11 protein-coding genes are annotated in these 16,199 nt (G+C 67.2%); 4 read left to right on the forward strand and 7 right to left on the reverse strand.

All coding sequences use genetic code 11. The features are described 5' to 3' along the window. Positions 1-509 precede the first annotated feature (509 nt). The 3 genes from J3A66_RS07655 to J3A66_RS07665 are packed head-to-tail and all read left to right on the forward strand — an operon-like array spanning position 510 to position 6,556. Positions 510-1,700 (forward strand): efflux RND transporter periplasmic adaptor subunit, encoded by a 1,191-nt coding sequence (locus J3A66_RS07655; protein ID WP_056679550.1) that lies wholly within the window; start codon positions 510-512, stop codon positions 1,698-1,700. Between the two features lie 6 nt (positions 1,701-1,706). Continuing rightward, positions 1,707-4,982 carry a multidrug efflux RND transporter permease subunit gene (locus J3A66_RS07660; protein ID WP_042467751.1) on the forward strand — a complete coding sequence of 1,092 codons (3,276 nt, stop codon included), beginning with the start codon at positions 1,707-1,709 and terminating at the stop codon, positions 4,980-4,982. Further along, complete coding sequence (locus tag J3A66_RS07665; protein WP_209568084.1) at positions 4,979-6,556, forward strand: efflux transporter outer membrane subunit; 1,578 nt, start codon at positions 4,979-4,981, stop codon at positions 6,554-6,556. Before J3A66_RS07660 ends, J3A66_RS07665 begins: the two co-directional genes overlap by 4 nt. Positions 6,557-6,602: 46 nt before the next feature. On the opposite strand, the gene J3A66_RS07670 is transcribed toward J3A66_RS07665, so the two are convergent. Next, positions 6,603-7,040 carry a phasin family protein gene (locus J3A66_RS07670; RefSeq protein WP_056409166.1) on the reverse strand — a complete coding sequence of 146 codons (438 nt, stop codon included), beginning with the start codon at positions 7,038-7,040 and terminating at the stop codon, positions 6,603-6,605. A gap of 262 nt (positions 7,041-7,302) precedes the next feature. Between J3A66_RS07670 and acnA the strand changes: the two genes are divergently transcribed. Beyond that, entirely contained in the window at positions 7,303-9,987 is a 2,685-nt protein-coding gene (gene acnA, locus J3A66_RS07675) for an aconitate hydratase AcnA (RefSeq protein ID WP_192071399.1), read from the forward strand. A 458-nt stretch (positions 9,988-10,445) separates the two neighbouring features. Here acnA and mtnP read toward each other — a convergent pair whose 3' ends face one another. The 6 genes from mtnP to J3A66_RS07705 all read right to left on the reverse strand — a co-directional run bounded on the left by mtnP (position 10,446) and on the right by J3A66_RS07705 (position 16,199). Then, positions 10,446-11,309: an S-methyl-5'-thioadenosine phosphorylase gene (mtnP, locus tag J3A66_RS07680; RefSeq protein WP_209568086.1), complete on the reverse strand. Its 864-nt coding sequence runs from the start codon at positions 11,307-11,309 to the stop codon at positions 10,446-10,448. Further along, entirely contained in the window at positions 11,306-12,697 is a 1,392-nt protein-coding gene (locus tag J3A66_RS07685) for an amino acid permease (protein ID WP_209568088.1), read from the reverse strand. The genes mtnP and J3A66_RS07685 overlap by 4 nt, the downstream gene beginning before the upstream one ends. A 296-nt stretch (positions 12,698-12,993) precedes the next feature. Beyond that, entirely contained in the window at positions 12,994-13,347 is a 354-nt protein-coding gene (locus tag J3A66_RS07690; RefSeq protein ID WP_031441054.1) for an iron-sulfur cluster assembly accessory protein, read from the reverse strand. A 106-nt stretch (positions 13,348-13,453) separates the two neighbouring features. Continuing rightward, a complete protein-coding gene (locus J3A66_RS07695) occupies positions 13,454-13,915 on the reverse strand; it encodes an SUF system Fe-S cluster assembly protein (RefSeq protein WP_031395029.1) in 462 nt (153 codons plus the stop codon). Then, a complete protein-coding gene (locus tag J3A66_RS07700) occupies positions 13,912-15,126 on the reverse strand; it encodes a cysteine desulfurase (protein ID WP_209568090.1) in 1,215 nt (404 codons plus the stop codon). The genes J3A66_RS07695 and J3A66_RS07700 overlap by 4 nt, the downstream gene beginning before the upstream one ends. After that, positions 15,123-16,199: a SufD family Fe-S cluster assembly protein gene (locus J3A66_RS07705; protein WP_209568092.1), complete on the reverse strand. Its 1,077-nt coding sequence runs from the start codon at positions 16,197-16,199 to the stop codon at positions 15,123-15,125. Before J3A66_RS07705 ends, J3A66_RS07700 begins: the two co-directional genes overlap by 4 nt.

Raw genomic sequence — 16,199 nt, forward strand, 5'->3', positions numbered from 1 at the left:
CGCCTTTCAAACCAATTGCCCCCGGTCCAACCCACCCGCGCCCTTCCCCCCTCCCCGTTCGCCCTGAGCGAAGTCGAAGGGCATGCCCCAAGCGAAGGTGCTTCGACTTCGCTCAGCACGAACGGGGGGGGGGAGGAGAACGAACGGATAAACGCAACGAACGGATTGGGGGGACGGACGGGTTTGGGAACACGAACGGATCAGGAGAACGAACCGCCCCGGGGAATCATCCTAACAGCCCCCCCCAACCCTCCGTCATCCTGACGAAAGTCAGGATCCAGAGCCCCCAACGATCCCCTCGCGACCCCGGATCCCGACCTTCGTCGGCATGACGGAAACACCAGAAAACACCCCCACCAACAAACCAGGTTACTCTTTCTTCCCTATTTTTCGCGTCCGCTTTTCAACTGACATACTTCTGGTACATCCGCATGGTTTAGCCGGCCCTCATCTGATCGCGGATACCCCACTTGATAGCCAAACGACTTACCCCTTGGCGCTACGCCGTGATGGCACCCGCGCTGATCGGCCTTGCGGCCTGTTCCGGTGGCGGCGGCGATGCCGCAAAAGGCAAGGGCAAGGGCGGTCAGCCGGGTCAGGGCACCCCAACCGTCGGCTATGTCGTCATCCAGCCGTCGAGCGTCGCGATGACCACCGAGCTGAGCGGCCGCACGACCGCGTTCGAAAGCTCGGACGTCCGGCCCCAGGTCACCGGGATCATCCGCCGCCGCTTCTTCACCGAGGGCACGCTCGTCAAGAAGGGCCAGCCGCTCTACGAGATCGACCCGCGCCTCTACCGCGCCGCCGCCAACGAGGCGCAGGCGAACCTGCAGAGCGCGCGCGCCAATGCCGAGGCGCAGGGCATCCTTGCGCAGCGGTACAAGCCGCTCGCCGAGATGGAGGCGATCAGCAAGCAGGATTACACCAACGCGATCGCGACCTCGCGTCAGGCGACCGCGTCGGTCGCGCAGACCCGCGCCGCGCTCGAGACCGCGCAGATCAACCTGAAGTTCACGACCGTCCCCGCGCCGATCACCGGGCGGATCGGCCGCTCGCTGTTCACCGTCGGCGCGCTCGTCTCCGCGACGCAGACCGATCCGCTGTCGCAGATCCAGCGGCTCGACCCGATCTTCGTCGACATCCAGCAGGCCTCGGGCGACCTGCTCGCGCTGCGCCGCTCGCTCGGCCAGAACGGCATCGTCCCGACCCGCGCCGAGGTGCGCCTGAAGCTCGAGGACGGCAGCGATTACGGCGCGACCGGCTCGGTCGAATTCGCCGAGGCGCTGGTCAACACCGAGACCGGCACCGTGACGCTGCGCGCGCGCTTCCCCAATCCCCAGGGGCTGTTGCTGCCCGGCATGTTCGTCCAGGCGAAGTTCGCGCAGGCGATCAACCAGCGCGCCTTCCTCGTGCCGCAGGCGGGCGTCGCGCGCGACGCGAAGGGCAATGCGACCGTCTATGTCGTCAGCGCCGACAACAAGGCGGTGCAGAAGACGATCAAGGCCGACCGGACGCAGGGCCCCTATTGGGTCGTCACCAGCGGGCTCAACCCCGGCGACCGGATCATCACGCAGGGGCTGTCGAAGATCGCCCCCAATCAGAGCGTGAAGCCGGTCCCCGAGAACACCGCGCAAAAGATCGAAGCGCCCAAGGGCGACTCCTCGGGTGGCGATAAGGCCAGCCAGAAAAAGGCCGGCTAGACCCTTATGTTATCCCGTGTCTTCATCGATCGCCCGATCTTTGCCTGGGTGCTCGCGATCATCGTGATGCTCGGCGGCATCGGCGCGATCATGAGCCTGCCGATCGCGCAATATCCCGACGTCGCGCCGCCACAGGTAACGATCCGCGCGACCTTCCCGGGCGCCAACGCGCAGACGATCCAGAACAGCGTGACGCAGGTCGTCGAACAGTCGCTGACCGGGATCGACGGGCTGATCTATTTCAGCTCGTCCTCGTCGTCGCGCGGCTCGGTGACGGTCACGGTCACGTTCGAAAAGGGCACCGATCCCGACATCGCGCAGGTCCAGGTCCAGAACCAGGTCCAGCAGACACTGTCACGCCTGCCCACCCAGGTGCAGCAGCAGGGCCTCGTCGTCCGCAAGTCGAATCCGGACAACCTGCTGATCGTCGGCGTCTATGACGAGACCGACAAGCTGACCAACCAGGACGTCTCGGACTATCTCGTCTCGAACCTCCAGGATCCGCTCGGCCGCATTCCGGGCATCGGCGACAGCAACGTCTTCGGCGCGCAGTATGCGATGCGGATCTGGCTCGACCCGAACAAGCTGGCGAGCTTCCAGCTGATCCCGAGCGACGTGACGACCGCGATCCAGGCGCAGAATACCGAGGTCGCGGCCGGCGAGCTCGGCGGCCAGCCCCAGCCCGACACGCAGATGCTCAACGCGACCGTCACCGCGCAGTCGCGTCTCCAGACGCCCGAGCAGTTCGCCAATATCATCCTGAAGACCACCAACACCAGCGCGACGGTCAAGCTGCGCGACGTCGCGCGGATCGAACTGGGCGCCGAAAACTACAACGCGCGCAGCCGCGTCAACGCGCATCCGGGCGCGGGCATCGCGGTGCTGCTGGCCCCCGGCGCCGACGCGCTCAAGACCGCCGAGCTGGTCAAGGCCTATGTCGAGAAGTCCGCCAAGAGCTTCCCGCCAGGCCTCAAATTCGCCTACGCCAACGACACGACCAACTTCATCAAGCTGTCGATCGAGGAGGTCATCAAGACGCTGATCGAGGCGGTCATCCTCGTCGTCATCGTCATGTTCGTCTTCCTGCAGAGCTGGCGCGCGACGTTGATCCCGACGATCGCGGTCCCGGTCGTGCTGCTCGGCACGTTCGGCGTCTTCTATCTCGCGGGCTTCTCGATCAACACGCTGACGCTGTTCGGGCTCGTGCTCGCGATCGGCCTGCTCGTCGACGACGCGATCGTCGTCGTCGAGAATGTCGAGCGGCTGATGGAGGAAAACCCCGACATGTCGCCGCGCGAGGCGACGATCGAGTCGATGAACGAGATCACCGTCGCGCTGGTCGCGATCGCGCTCGTGCTGTCCGCGGTGTTCCTGCCGATGGCGTTCTTCGGCGGGTCGACCGGCGTGATCTACCGCCAGTTCTCGCTGACGATGGTGTCGGCGATGGTCCTGTCGGTGCTCGTCGCGCTGATCCTGTCGCCGGCGCTGACCGCGACGTTGCTCAAGCAGAAGAAGAAGGATGCCGACGGCAATCCCGAACAGAGCTGGGGCGAGCGCAAATTTCCGAAGGTCGCGCATTTCTTCACGCGCGCGGGCGACAAGTTCAACGACACGTTCGAAAAGGGTACCAGGAAATACGTCGGCGCCGTCCAGTCGGTGGTCAATCGCAAATGGCTGTTCCTGCTGATCTATGCCGCGGTCGTCGCGCTGCTCGCGGTGATGTTCCTCCGCCTGCCCACGGGCTTCCTGCCGACCGAGGACCAGGGCACCGGCATCGTCCAGTTCCAGCTGCCCGCGGGCGCGACGCAAGGGCGCACCTTCGCGCTGCAGAAGCAGATCGAGAAATATTACTTCACGAACGAGAAGGCGAATGTGAGCACGATGTTCACCGTCAGCGGCGGCGGTGGCGGTGGTGCGAGCGGACAGAATACCGGCCAGGGCTTCGTTTCATTCGCGCCGTGGGAAAACCGTGAGGGCAAGGAGAATACAGCCGAGGCGATCACCGGGCGCGCGGCCCAGGCGTTCGCAGGGTTCCGCGATGCGCAGGTCTATTCGCTCGTCCCGCCGGCGATCCGCGGTCTCGGCTCGTCGAACGGCTTTACGATGCAGCTGCAGAACAGCGGCAGCCTGAGCCAGACCGAATTCAACGCCGCGCGCGACAAGCTGCTCGCGCTCGCCCGCGCCGATTCCTCGCTGACCGCGATCCGCCTGACCGAATTGCCCGACGTCGCGACGCTGCGTGTCGATGCCGACCAGCAGAAGCTCTCGACGCTCGGGCTGACCCAGGCCAACGTGAACTCGACGCTGTCGACCGCCTGGGGCGGCCAGTATGTCAACGACTTCATCGACCGCGGCCGCGTCAAGCGCGTCTATGTCCAGGGCGACGCACAGTTCCGCGCCGCGCCTTCGGACCTGAGCCAGTGGTTCGTCCGCGGATCGAACGGCCAGATGGCGCCCTTCTCCTCGTTCGCGCGGACCAGCTGGTCGCAGGCGCCGACGACGCTCTCGCGGTTCAACGGCATCTCGTCCTACGAGATCCAGGGGTCGGGCGCGGCGGGCGTCAGCTCGGGCGACGCGATGACCCGGATCGCCGAGCTGGCCGGGAAGATCCCCGGCACCTCGGTCGCGTGGTCGGGGCTCTCCTACCAGGAGCGCCTGTCCTCGGGTCAGGCGCCGATCCTCTACGGTCTGTCGCTGCTCGTCGTCTTCCTGTGCCTCGCCGCGCTCTATGAGAGCTGGTCGATCCCGATCGCGGTGCTGCTCGTCATCCCCTTGGGCCTCGTCGGCGCGATCCTCGCGGTGACGCTGCGCGGGCTGATCAACGACGTGTATCTCCAGATCGGGCTGCTCACGACGATGGGGCTCGCGGCGAAGAACGCGATCCTGATGATCGAGTTCGCCGAACAGGAAGAGCGCAAGGGCAAGCGCGTCATCGAGGCTGCGCTGTCCGCCGCCAAGATCCGTCTTCGCCCGATCCTGATGACGTCGTTCGCGTTCATCCTCGGCGTGCTGCCGCTCGCGCTGTCGACCGGTGCGGGCGCGAACAGCCGCATCGCGATCGGCACCGCGGTGGTCGGCGGGATGCTGACCGCGACCCTGCTCGCGATCTTCTACATCCCGCTGTTCTTCGTGCTCGTCCGCCGCGGCGCGCGCGACGGCATCGCCAAGCTGCGTGGTCGCCCGACCGGCTTCCACGGCGGCGAGGATGACCATGACGGTCGCGATTCCGAAAAGCTCGGCCCTCCCGAACAACCAGGCCCCCACCGGCCGGAGCCCGCATGATGCGATCGCCACTCCTGATCCTCGCCGCGTCGACCGCGCTCGCGGGCTGCTCGCTTGCCCCCAAATATGTCCGGCCCGAGCTGCCGACGCCGGTGTCCTGGCCGGTCGGCGACGCCTATCTGCGGCAGTCCGAGGCGGCGCTGCCGGCCTTCACCTACCGCGACGTGTTCCGCGACCCGCGGCTCCAGCAGATCATCGTCCAGGCGCTCGCGAACAACCGCGACCTGCGCGTCGCCGCGGCGAACATCGCCGCGACCCGCGCGCAATATCGCATCCAGCGCGCCGACCTGCTCCCCCAGATCGATGCGAGCGGCCGCTACAGCTATTCGGGCGGCGGCAATGGCGCGCGCAGCACCGCGACCAGCAACACGGGCACAGGCACGGGCACCGGCGGCACAGGAACCGGGACAGGCACCGGCACGGGCGGGACCGGCACGGGGACCGGCGGCACCGGCACGGGCGGGACCGTCGTCAGCTCGTCCAGCTCGAACAGCGCCTTCTCGGTCGACCTCGGCACCACCGCGTTCGAGCTCGACCTGTTCGGCCGCATCCGCTCGCTCACCGGTGCCGCGCTCAACCGTTATTTCGAGACCGAGGCCGCGGCGCGCGCGACCCGGCTGACGCTGGTCGGCGACATCGCCGACGCGTGGCTGACCTATGCCTCGGACCAGAGCCTGCTCAAGATCGCGCAGGACACCGTCGCCAGCTCGCAGCGTAGCGTCACGCTGACCCAGGCGCGGCTCCGCGGCGGCGTCGCGCCGCGCACCGACCTGCGCCAGGCCCAGCAGATCCTGTTCACCGCGCAGTCCGACCTCGCGACCCAGAAGACCGCACTCGCCCAGGACATCAACGCGCTGCAACTGCTCGTCGGTGCGCCGGTCGACGCCGCGCTCCTCCCCGCCTCGATCGAGCAGGCGCTGCCGACCGTCGCCACCCTGCCCGCCGGCCTCGACAGCGGCATCCTGCTCCGCCGCCCCGACGTCGTTCAGGCCGAATATGAGCTGCGCGCGACCAATGCCGAGATCGGCGCGGCGCGTGCCGAGCTGTTCCCGCGCGTGTCGCTCACCGGTCTGCTCGGCTTTGCGAGCAGCGCGTTGACCTCGCTGTTTTCGGGCGGCGCGTTCAACTATTCGGTCGCGCCCTCCATCAGATACCCGATCTTCCGCGCGGGCGCGGGCGTCGCCAATGTCGAATATACCAAGGCGCAGCGCGACGCCGCGCTCGCCACCTACGAGAAATCGATCCAGACCGCGTTCCAGGAAACCGCCGACGCACTCGCGCGCCAGGGCACGATCGCCGATCAGCTCGCCGCCAACGTCAATTTCGCCGCGGCGGCACAGGACACCTATCGCCTGTCCGACGCGCGCTATCGCGGCGGCATCGACACCTTCCTCAGCTCGCTCGACGCGCAGCGCTCGCTCTACACCGCACAGCGCAACCTCGTCGCGACGCAGCTGGTCGGCGCGAGCAACCGGGTCACGCTCTACCGCGTGCTCGGCGGCGACTCGACGCTCGAGGCGACCGCCAACGGACCGCGCCCTGTCACCGCCAACGGCACACCGCGCACGGAATAGGCCGGTCGCGCCGGGCCGATCCTGTCGGCCCGGCGCGGATCGATGATCAGCCGCCCTTCATCGGCGTGACCGCGTCGCGCCCGAACCGCATGATCAACTCGCCGATCTCGCGCGCCTGGCTCATGCTCCGCTCGCTCTGTGTCCGCAGATAGTCGCTCTGGATCTTCATCACGTCGGTCAGGTCCTTGGCGGACGCCGCTTCGCGCATCGCCGCGAACGCCTCGCGCGTATTCTGTTCGGCCTGGTCGATCATCTTCGCGCCGATCGTCGATCCGTTCTCGGCCATCTTGCGCCCCGATTCCTTCAGCGCCTCGCCGGCGCGCTTGGCGGGTTCACCGAAATGATCCGAAAACGCGGCCTGCGCGCTCTGCGCATCCGCCTGCATCCGGTCGGTTGCGGTCTTCGCGGCGTCGGCGGCCTGATCGGTCGCGGCCTTTGCCCGACCAGCACCCTTGTCGATCGCGGCTTTGACATCGTCTGACATATTTACGGTCCTCTCCATTCCGGCGTGCTTGCTGCATCGACCTTCGACGGGCCCGAAGCATAACCGGTTGTGGCCCGGTCGCAATGTTAGTCGCGCACGCGAAACCGCGTCTAAGGCAAAACCCGCCCTTCCCCCGCTCGCCCCCCCTTGCTAAGGCCCCGGCAGTAACCGCATTCAGGTCGGTCCCCTACGCGCCCCCGCGGTCCCATAGGCCGCTTTCCCCTCGGCGCCCGGCGGCCCGACGCCCACGGGAAGGACCCCTATGACTGCCATCGGCCAGGACACCCTCAAGACCCGCACGAGCCTTTCGACCGGCGGCAAGTCCTATGACTATTACAGCCTCGCCAAGGCCTCCGAACAGCTCGGCGACATCAGCCGCCTGCCCTTCTCGATGAAGGTGCTGCTCGAGAACCTGCTGCGCTTCGAGGACGGCGTCACCGTCACGCGCGACGACATCCAGGCGATCGTCGACTGGCAGAAGGAGCGTCGCAGCGACCGCGAGATCCAGTATCGCCCGGCGCGCGTGCTGATGCAGGATTTCACCGGCGTGCCCTGCGTCGTCGATCTCGCCGCGATGCGCGATGCGATGACCAAGCTCGGCGGCAACCCCGAGAAGATCAACCCGCAGGTCCCCGTCCACCTCGTCATCGATCACTCGGTTATGGTCGACGAGTTCGGCACGCCCAAGGCGTTCGAGGATAACGTCGACCTCGAGTACGAGCGCAACATCGAGCGCTACGAGTTCCTGAAGTGGGGCAGCAAGGCGCTCGACAATTTCCAGGTCGTCCCCCCCGGCACCGGCATCTGCCACCAGGTGAACCTCGAATATATCGGCCAGGCCGTCTGGTCGTCGGCTAGCTCGGGCGACCACGGCGACGGCACGATGATCGCCTATCCCGACACGCTGGTCGGCACCGACAGCCACACGACGATGATCAATGGTCTTGGCGTGCTCGGCTGGGGCGTCGGCGGGATCGAGGCCGAGGCAGCGATGCTCGGCCAGCCCGTGTCGATGCTGATCCCCGAAGTCGTCGGCTTCAAGCTGACGGGCGCGCTGAACGAGGGCATCACCGCCACCGATCTCGTGCTCACCGTCACGCAGATGCTGCGCGCCAAGGGCGTGGTCGGCCGCTTCGTCGAGTTCTTCGGCCCCGGCCTGTCGTCGATGACGCTCGCCGATCGCGCGACGATCGCCAACATGGCGCCGGAATATGGCGCGACCTGCGGCTTCTTCCCGATCGACGACAAGACGCTCGACTACATGCGCCTCACCGCGCGGTCTGACGAGAATGTCGAGCTGGTCGAGGCCTATGCCAAGGCGAACGGCTTCTGGCGCGACGAGAATGCCGAGGACCCCGTCTTCACCGACACGCTCGAGCTCGACATGGGTTCGGTCGTCGCCAGCCTCGCAGGCCCGAAGCGCCCGCAGGACCGCGTCAGCCTGAACAAGGTCGACGAGGTGTTCAACAGCGACCTCCACAAGCTCTACCACAAGGAGCAGCCCGAGCGCGTCGCGGTTGAGGGTCGTGAGCATGACATCGGCGACGGCGACGTCGTGATCGCCGCGATCACCAGCTGCACCAACACGTCGAACCCGTCGGTGCTGGTCGCCGCCGGCCTCGTCGCCCGCAAGGCGAACGCGCTGGGCCTCAAGTCGAAGCCCTGGGTGAAGACCTCGCTCGCGCCGGGTTCGCAGGTCGTCACCGACTATCTCGACAAGGCCGGCCTCACCGCCGACCTGAACGCGCTCGGCTTCAACCTCGTCGGCTATGGCTGCACGACCTGCATCGGCAATTCGGGCCCGCTGGCGCCGGCGATCTCGTCGGCGATCAACGAGAACGACCTCGTCGCGGCCTCGGTCCTCTCGGGCAACCGCAACTTCGAAGGCCGCGTCTCGCCCGACGTCCGCGCCAACTTCCTCGCATCGCCGCCGCTCGTCGTCGCCTATGCGATCAAGGGCACCGTCACGACCGACATGATCGAGACGCCGCTGGGTCAGGGCACCGACGGCCAGGACGTGTATCTGCGCGACATCTGGCCGACCAACGAGGAGGTCCGCAGCACGATGGACGCCAACATCGACGCGTCGATGTTCGGTGCGCGCTACGGCGACGTCTATGCCGGCGACTCGAAGTGGCGCGAGATCGACGTCACGGGTTCGGACACCTACGCCTGGCGCGCAGGGTCGACCTATGTCGCCAACCCGCCCTATTTCGAGGGCCTCAGCATGACGCCCTCGCCGGTGCAGGACATCATCGACGCCAAGCCGCTCGCGATCCTCGGCGATTCGATCACCACCGATCACATCTCGCCCGCAGGCTCGATCAAGGCGGACAGCCCGGCCGGCCGCTTCCTCCAGGAGCATCAGGTCAGCAAGGCCGACTTCAACAGCTATGGCGCACGCCGCGGCAACCATGACGTGATGATGCGCGGCACCTTCGCCAACATCCGCATCAAGAACGAGATGGTCCCCGGCGTCGAAGGCGGCATGTCCAAGTATGACGGCGAGGTCATGGCGATCTACGACGCCGCCATGCGCTTCAAGCAGGACGGCACGCCGCTCGTGATCGTCGCCGGCAAGGAATATGGCACCGGCTCGTCGCGCGACTGGGCGGCCAAGGGCACCAACCTGCTCGGCGTCCGCGCGGTCATCACCGAGAGCTTCGAGCGTATCCACCGTTCGAACCTGGTCGGCATGGGCGTGCTGCCGCTGCAGTTCGCCGAAGGCACCGATCGCAAGACGCTCGGCCTCGACGGCTCGGAGACGTTCACCATCCTCGACGTGGCAAGCATCCGCCCGCGTCAGGACGTGAGCGTGAAGATGACCCGCGCCGACGGCACCAGCGAGACGTTCGAGACCAAGTGCCGGATCGATACCGTCAACGAGCTGGAATATTTCCTCAACGGCGGCATCCTGCACTACGTCCTGCGCAAGCTGGCCGCCTGATCCGGCGACGTCGTCCCGGCGCAATCCGGGGCGACGCCTGCCCCCTGAACTACCGTCATCCCAGCGAAAGCCGGAATATCCCCGTGAGGCGCATGTCGCCCCCCACGAGGGATATCCCGGCCTTCGCTGGGATGACGTGTTTCAGGTCAGGAGCGTGGCGGACGGCGCGTCTCGAACGCGACCCAGGCCCGGCAGAAAAAAGCGGGGCGACCATGACGGTCGCCCCGTAGTTCAGGGAGGGACCGGGAGGGGGAACAACCCGGCCACGTCGCCGTCCACAGGGGGAGAGGGAGCGGCGACCCCCACCTCATCGCGCCGATATGTTGCACCAATGTGTCGGAGTCCTCGGATCGCCGCAATTCTTCCGCCGATCACCGCACCCGGTGGCAGACCACCACCTCCCCGAACCGTCATCCTGACGAACGTCAAGACCCAGAGCCTCGCGCGTCACGCCGCCGCTAGAGCGCCCGCCCCGCCACCGCGTCGAGCTTCGCCACCAGCACTGGATCCCGCGCGCCCTGCGCCGTGATGATCGCACTGTCGAGACACGTATCGATCGGCGATGCCGGACGCTCCGCCGGCAGCCCGCGCAGCAACGCCATCACCATCGCCCGCGCTTTCGCCGCATTCGCGCCGAGCTGCGCAATTACCTCCGCGACATCGACCCCCGCCGCCTCCTCGCGCCAACAGTCATAGTCGGTCACCATCCCGACCAGCGCATAGGGCAGCTCCGCCTCGCGCGCGAGTTTCGCCTCGGGCATCGCGGTCATCCCGATCACGTCGCACCCCCATTGGCGGTAGAGCCGGCTCTCCGCGCGCGTCGAGAATTGCGGCCCCTCCATCGCCAAATAGGTGCCGCGGTCGTCGACCTGCGCACCGGCCTGACGCGCGGCATCGGCGGCATGGCCCGACAGGCGTGGACATACCGGGTCCGCCATCGAGACATGCGCGACCAGGCCCGTGCCGAAGAAGCTCGACACCCGCCCTTTGGTCCGGTCGATGAACTGGTCGACGATCGTGAAGCTCCCCGGCGGCCGCGCCTCGACCAGCGACCCGACCGACGACACCGCCAGCACATCGGTCACGCCCAGCCGCTTCATCGCATCGATATTCGCGCGCGCATTGAGCTCGGACGGCGAAATCCGGTGCCCCCGCCCGTGCCGCGGCAGGAAAGCCACCCCGACAGGCCCGACCCGCCCGGTATAGATCGCATCCGACGGCGCACCCCAGGGTGTTTCCACCGTCTGCCAGCGCCCGTCCTCGATTCCCTCGACCGCATAGAGCCCCGAACCGCCGATGATCCCGATCGTCCAGCCGCTCATTCGGCCAGCGCCCGCGGTCGGGCGTAGACGAAGTAGATCACCAGCCCGAGCAGGTTCCACAGCCCGAAATAGAGTTGTGTCTTCGAGGGCAGGCTGAAGAACAGGTACAGGCAGCCGAGGATGCCGACGATGCCCACGAGCGTCGCGGCCGGCGCGCGGAACGTCCGCACCGCATCAGGCGCGCGGCGGCGCATCACCAGCATGCAGGCGCACACCGCGACGAACGCCGCGAGCGTGCCGGCATTGGCCAGCGCGGCGATCTCGGCCAGCGGCAACAGCCCCGCGATCACCGCGACGATCGCCGCGGTAATCCAGGTGATCCGCACCGGCGCACCGCGCTTCGACACCTTGGCAAGGCCCAGCGGCAGCAAGCCGTCACGCGCCATCGTGAAGAAGATCCGGCTCTGCCCGAACAGGAAGGCGAGCAGCACGGTCGGTAGCGCAATGACCGCCGACGCGCCCAGGAACGTCGCGAACCCCGGCCGCCCGATCTCGCGCAGGATCAGCGCCAGCGGCTCGGCCGAGCCTGCGAACCGTGTGTAGGACAGCGCGCCTACAGCGGCGACCGCGACGAGGATATAGATCGCGATGCACGCCACCATCGACCCGAGGATGCCGATCGCAAGGTCGCGGCCCGGATTCTTCGTCTCTTCCGCCGCGGTCGAGATCGCGTCGAACCCGTAGAATGCGAAGAAGATGATCGCCGCCGCCGCCATCACGCCGCGCTCGGCGCCGTCGGGCTGGACCGCCTTGGGGAAGCCATAGGGCATGAACGGCTGCAGGTTCGCGCTGTTGAAATAATGGAGCGCGATGAACACGAACACGGTCAGCGCGATCATCTTCACCGCCACCAGCACCGCGTTCAGCGTCGCACTCTCGCGCGTCCCGAACGACAGCACGCCTGCAACCGCCGCGATGATCACGATCGCCGGGACGTTCAGTACGCCGCCGAGTTCGGGGCTGAGCGTCAGCGCCTCGGGAAACCCGAACGCGCCGCGCAGCAAGGGTGCAGCATAACCCGACCAGCCGACCGCGACGGTCGATACCACCAGCGAATATTCGAGGATGAGGCTCCAGCCGATCACCCAGGCGATCAGCTCGCCGAGCACGACATAGCTGTAGGTATACGCACTGCCCGACGCGGGGATCATCGTCGCCATCTCGGCATAGGCGAGCGCGGCGCAGGCACAGATCCCGCCGGCGATGATGAATGACAGTATGACCGCGGGGCCCGCGAGTCCCGCCCCGACGCCGATCAGCGTCAGGATCCCCGTGCCGACGATCCCGCCCACGCCCATCGCCACCAGATGCGGCCATGACAAGGTCCGCGCGAGCTGATGCTCGGGCGGCTGCTCGGTGACGATTTTTCGGCGAAACAGACTGGCCACGTAGATCCCCTCGTCATCTGGACGCGGATCATTCCGTTCGGTCCAGCGCGCCACCCCGGCAAGGCGCCGGGGTCCAGTTGGCGCGGCCCTTGTAACGCGGTCCGTCCCGTCAGCAACCTTTGCCCGGCCGGGCGGCCGTATGACGGTAACGCCCCCAACCTCTACCGTCATTCCCGCGAAGGCGGGAAGCCATACTGGCTAACGCTCGCGGTCCATCACCACGGTCTGCCGTTATGGATCCCCGCGTCCGCGGGGATGACGATCAAGGATTAGGGACCGAACACTCCGCCTTCAGCTCAAACCGTGAAGCTCTCCCCGCACCCGCACGCACCCTTGGCGTTGGGGTTCTGGAACACGAACCCGGCGGTGAAGTCGTCCTCGACCCAGTCCATCGTCGAGCCGATCAGGTACAATATCGATCCGCCATCGACGAACAGCGTGCCGCCAGGCGTGTCGATCCGCTCGTCGAACGGCTTGGCCTCGCTCACATAATCGACCGAATAAGCGAGCCCCGAACAGCCGCGCTTGGGCGTCGACAGCTTGACTCCGATCGACTCCTCCGGCGCGCGCGCCATCAGGTCCGCGATCCGCGCATGCGCGGTCGCGGTCAGGTTCAGCGCCGCGGGCCGTGCTCGTAATGTCGTCGCCATGATCAAAGCTCCGTTCGTGCTGAGCGTAGTCGAAGCACAGGGGGGAAGCGCCCGGCAGGTCCTTCGACTACGCTCAGGACGAACGGACGTTGGAGGCCGTAAAGGGTCACAGCATGCCCAGTTCGAGCTTCGCCTCGTCGGACATCTTCTGCGGATCCCACGCCGGATCCCAGACCAGGTTCACCTCGGCGACACCGACACCCGGGACCGCGCCGACACGCATCTCGACCTCCATCGGCATCGATTCCGCGACCGGACAGTTCGGCGTGGTTAGCGTCATCGTGACGACCGCATGCCCGTCCTCGGTCACCTCGACGCCGTAGATCAGCCCCAGGTCATAGATGTTCACCGGGATCTCGGGATCATAGATGTCCTTCAGCGCGTCGATGATCGCATCATAGACCGCGCCGCCCGGTTCGCCGGGGGAGTCCACCTGCGGCTTCTGCGCCAGGAACCCGGCGAGATAGTCGCGCTTGCGCTCCGCATCGCCGTCGGTGTCGAGCACGACACGCGCCTTGGGCGGCGACTGCACCGCCTCGACTTCCTCGATCTCGAACCGATCGCTCATCCAAATATCCTCGTTACTCGCGCGATACCGCGCACCAGCGCATCCACGTCTGCCGGACCGTTATAGACACCGAAGCTCGCCCTGGCCGTCGCCTCGACGCCCAGCATCTCCATCAGCGGCTGTGCGCAATGATGGCCAGCCCGGATCGCGACGCGCTCTTCGTCCAATATGGTGCCGATGTCGTGCGGATGAACCCCTTCGATCGTGAACGAGACGATCCCCGCCGAATCCGCCGGGCCGTAGAGCCGCACCGAATTGATCCCCGACAGCGCCTCGCGCGTCGCGGTGACCAGCGCCGTCTCATGCGCATGGATCGCCGCCAGCCCGATGCTCTCGACATAGTCGATCGCCGCATGCAGCCCGAGCGCGCCGACGATATGCGGCGTTCCCGCCTCGAACCGTCCCGGCGCTGGCGCATAAGTCGTCTTCGCGAACGACACCTTGTCGATCATCGACCCGCCACCCTGATAGGGCGGCATCGCGTCGAGCAGCTCGGGCTTTGCCCACAGCACGCCGATCCCGGTCGGGCCGTACAGCTTGTGGCCCGAGAACACGTAGAAATCGCAGCCGATCGCAGACACGTCGACCGCGATCCGCGGCACCGACTGGCAGCCGTCGAGCAGGATCTTCGCCCCCACCGAATGCGCGATCTCCGTCGCGCGCTTCGCATCGAGCACCGAGCCGAGCACGTTCGACACATGGCCGAGCGCGACCAGCTTGTGCGCGGGCGTGATCATCCGCTCCATCGCGTCGAGATCGATGCGGTGGTCTTCGGTCAGCGGCAGCACGTCGATCGCGACACCGCGGGCCTCGGCGATCATCTGCCACGGCACGATGTTCGAATGATGTTCGAGCATCGACAACAGGATGCGGTCGCCCGCCTTCAGCTGGGTCCCCGCCCAGCAGGTCGCGACCAAGTTGATCGCCTCGGTCGCGCCGCGCACGAACACGATTTCGTCGGGCGATCCCGCGCCGATGAACCGCGCCACCGCCCCCCGCGCCGCCTCGTACGCGACGGTCATGTCGGCGGAGCGCTGGTACACACCGCGGTGCACGGTCGCATAGGTCTCGCCGTACGCCCGCGTGATCGCGTCGACCACAGGCTGCGGCTTCTGCGCGGTGGCGGCGGTATCGAGATACGCCCAGCCCTCGGGGATAGCCGGAAAGTCCGACACCCGGTCGAGCGGGCGCGTTTCGAGCGTCAGAGTCATAATGCCGCCTCCAGCCACGCATCCGCGTCCGCGACGAACGCGTCGCGCACCGTCTCGTCCGCGATCTGCGCGAACGCATCGCCGACGAACGCACGCGTCAGCAGCGCCTGCGCCTTGGCATGCGGGATGCCGCGGCTCTGCATGTAGAACAGCGCGCGCTGGTCGAGCTCACCGACCGTCGCGCCGTGCGCGCACTTCACGTCGTCGGCGAAGATCTCGAGCTCGGGCTTCAGATTGACCGTCGCGGTCCGCTTGAGCAGCAGCCCGCGCAACGACTGCACGCCGTCGGTCTTCTGCGCATCGCGCGCCACCTCGACGCGCGCCGCAAGGCTCGCGGTCGACGTGTCCGCCGCGACCGCGCGCCAGATCTGCTTGCTCTGCCCGTTCAGCGCGGCATGCCGCACCGACAGCGCGCATTCCTGCCGCTGATCGCGCCGCGTCAGCAGCGCGCCGCCATATTCGGCAAACGCATCGTCGCCCGACACGGTGATCGCGCCGTCGATCCGCGTCCCCGCATCGCCCGCGCCCAGCATCGTCACGATCAGGCTCGCGCCCGCGCCGACATCGGCCTCGTCGCGCACCGACACGAAGCCCGCGGTCTGCAGCAACCGCACCGCGCGCGTCAGCTTCGCGCCCGCGCCCAGCATCATCCGCGTCGACCGGTTCGACCAGCCGGTCCCGACATAGGTCTCGATCACCGACGCCTGCGCGCCGTCCGCAAGCACGATCTCGGCGGGAACATGGTTCTCGCCCCCGGTCGCGATATGGACGATCTGGATCAGCTCCGCCGAAGCGTGCGCCTCGACGCGCAGCGACCAGCCATGACCGGTCGTCCGCGCGCCCAGCACATGGGTGCCACCCTCGAGCGGCGCGATCGCGACATGCCGCAGATCGCTGCGACCTTCATCCAGCACGCCATCGACGAACACCGCCCGCGCGCCCTCAAGCTCGAGGAACCACGCGCCCGCCGGCGCCTCACCCCGCGGCAACCCCGCCGCCGCCGCAATCGCCGCCGGATCACCCCAGCGCCACGACTCCTCGCGCGTGGAGGGAAGCTCCATAACCGCGGCCAT

It is taken from the genome of Sphingomonas sp. PvP018 (assembly GCF_017876865.1).
Taxonomy (GTDB): Bacteria; Pseudomonadota; Alphaproteobacteria; order Sphingomonadales; family Sphingomonadaceae; genus Sphingomonas; species Sphingomonas aerolata.